Origin of the sequence: Streptomyces lunalinharesii (assembly GCF_039532155.1) — a bacterium.
GTDB lineage: Bacteria > Actinomycetota > Actinomycetes > Streptomycetales > Streptomycetaceae > Streptomyces > Streptomyces lunalinharesii.
In genome coordinates, this window is the sequence record NZ_BAAARK010000087.1 from 1 (window position 1) to 3112 (window position 3112).

General features: G+C 56.3%; 1 rRNA gene. It reads right to left on the reverse strand.

Features of this window, described 5'->3' with window-relative positions:
- Positions 1 to 3078, reverse strand: a 23S ribosomal RNA gene (locus ABD385_RS40860); the annotation flags it as partial.
- Positions 3079 to 3112 lie beyond the last annotated feature (34 nt).

Sequence of the window (3112 nt, forward strand, 5' to 3'; positions counted from 1 at the left end):
TTACAGTGCTTCCATATCTGGCCTATCAACCCAGTCGTCTACTGGGAGCCTTACCCTCTCAAGGAGGAGGGAGCCCTCATCTCGAAGCAGGCTTCCCGCTTAGATGCTTTCAGCGGTTATCCTTTCCGAACGTAGCCAACCAGCCATGCCCTTGGCAGGACAACTGGCACACCAGAGGTTCGTCCGTCCCGGTCCTCTCGTACTAGGGACAGCCCTTCTCAAGACTCCTACGCGCACAGCGGATAGGGACCGAACTGTCTCACGACGTTCTAAACCCAGCTCGCGTACCGCTTTAATGGGCGAACAGCCCAACCCTTGGGACCGACTCCAGCCCCAGGATGCGACGAGCCGACATCGAGGTGCCAAACCATCCCGTCGATATGGACTCTTGGGGAAGATCAGCCTGTTATCCCCGGGGTACCTTTTATCCGTTGAGCGACGGCGCTTCCACAAGCCACCGCCGGATCACTAGTCCCTACTTTCGTACCTGCTCGACCCGTCAGTCTCACAGTCAAGCTCCCTTGTGCACTTACACTCAACACCTGATTACCAACCAGGCTGAGGGAACCTTTGGGCGCCTCCGTTACTCTTTAGGAGGCAACCGCCCCAGTTAAACTACCCACCAGACACTGTCCCTGATCCGGATCACGGACCCAGGTTAGACATCCAGCACGACCAGAGTGGTATTTCAACAACGACTCCACACCAACTGGCGTTGGCGCTTCACAGTCTCCCACCTATCCTACACAAGCCGAACCGAACACCAATATCAAGCTATAGTAAAGGTCCCGGGGTCTTTCCGTCCTGCTGCGCGAAACGAGCATCTTTACTCGTAATGCAATTTCACCGGGCCTATGGTTGAGACAGTCGAGAAGTCGTTACGCCATTCGTGCAGGTCGGAACTTACCCGACAAGGAATTTCGCTACCTTAGGATGGTTATAGTTACCACCGCCGTTTACTGGCGCTTAAGTTCTCAGCTTCGCCCCACCGAAATGGAGCTAACCGGTCCCCTTAACGTTCCAGCACCGGGCAGGCGTCAGTCCGTATACATCGCCTTACGGCTTCGCACGGACCTGTGTTTTTAGTAAACAGTCGCTTCTCGCTGGTCTCTGCGGCCACCCCCAGCTCAGACAGAAAATGTCATCACCAGAAATGGCCCCCCTTCTCCCGAAGTTACGGGGGCATTTTGCCGAGTTCCTTAACCATAGTTCACCCGAACGCCTCGGTATTCTCTACCTGACCACCTGAGTCGGTTTAGGGTACGGGCCGCCTTGAAACTCACTAGAGGCTTTTCTCGACAGCATAGGATCATCCACTTCACCACAATCGGCTCGGCATCAGGTCTCAGCCTTAACGTGCGACGGATTTACCTACCACACGGCCTACACCCTTACCCCGGGACAACCACCGCCCGGGCTGGACTACCTTCCTGCGTCACCCCATCGCTTACCTACTACAAGTCTGGTCCGTCGGCTCCACCACTCCCCTTTGCCCGAAGGCTCCAGGGCGGCTTCACGGACTTAGCATCGCCTGATTCAGTATTGGGCGCTTCAAAGCGGGTACCGGAATATCAACCGGTTGTCCATCGACTACGCCTGTCGGCCTCGCCTTAGGTCCCGACTTACCCTGGGCAGATCAGCTTGACCCAGGAACCCTTAGTCAATCGGCGCAAGAGTTTCCCACTCTTGTATCGCTACTCATGCCTGCATTCTCACTCGTGAACCGTCCACAACTCGTTTCCACGGCTGCTTCACCCGGCACACGACGCTCCCCTACCCATCACAACAGGCGTTAGCCCTCATGCTGCAATGACACGACTTCGGCGGTGTACTTGAGCCCCGCTACATTGTCGGCGCGGAATCACTTGACCAGTGAGCTATTACGCACTCTTTCAAGGGTGGCTGCTTCTAAGCCAACCTCCTGGTTGTCTCTGCGACTCCACATCCTTTCCCACTTAGCACACGCTTAGGGGCCTTAGTCGATGCTCTGGGCTGTTTCCCTCTCGACCATGGAGCTTATCCCCCACAGTCTCACTGCCGCGCTCTCACTTACCGGCATTCGGAGTTTGGCTAAGGTCAGTAACCCGGTAGGGCCCATCGCCTATCCAGTGCTCTACCTCCGGCAAGAAACACACGACGCTGCACCTAAATGCATTTCGGGGAGAACCAGCTATCACGGAGTTTGATTGGCCTTTCACCCCTAACCACAGGTCATCCCCCAGGTTTTCAACCCTGGTGGGTTCGGTCCTCCACGAAGTCTTACCTCCGCTTCAACCTGCCCATGGCTAGATCACTCCGCTTCGGGTCTTGAGCATGCTACTAAAACGCCCTATTCGGACTCGCTTTCGCTACGGCTTCCCCACACGGGTTAACCTCGCAACATACCGCAAACTCGCAGGCTCATTCTTCAAAAGGCACGCAGTCACGACTGCCATCCGAAGATGACAGCGACGCTCCCACGGCTTGTAGGCACACGGTTTCAGGTACTATTTCACTCCGCTCCCGCGGTACTTTTCACCATTCCCTCACGGTACTATCCGCTATCGGTCACCAGGGAATATTTAGGCTTAACGGGTGGTCCCGCCAGATTCACACGGGATTTCTCGGGCCCCGTGCTACTTGGGTGTCTCTCAAACGAGCCGCTAATGTTTCAGCTACGGGGGTCTTACCCTCTACGCCGGACCTTTCGCATGTCCTTCGCCTACATCAACGGTTTCTGACTCGTCTCACAGCCGGCAGACTGCAAAAGAGAGATCCCACAACCCCAACCACGCAACCCCTGCCGGGTATCACACGTGACTGGTTTGGCCTCATCCAGTTTCGCTCGCCACTACTCCCGGAATCACGGTTGTTTTCTCTTCCTGCGGGTACTGAGATGTTTCACTTCCCCGCGTTCCCTCCACACTGCCTATGTGTTCAGCAGCGGGTGACAGCCCATGACGACTGCCGGGTTTCCCCATTCGGACACCCCCGGATCAAAGCTTGGTTGACAGCTCCCCGGGGCCTATCGTGGCCTCCCACGTCCTTCATCGGTTCCTGGTGCCAAGGCATCCACCGTGCGCCCTTAAAAACTTGGCCACAGATGCTCGCGTCCACTGTGCAGTTCTCAAAC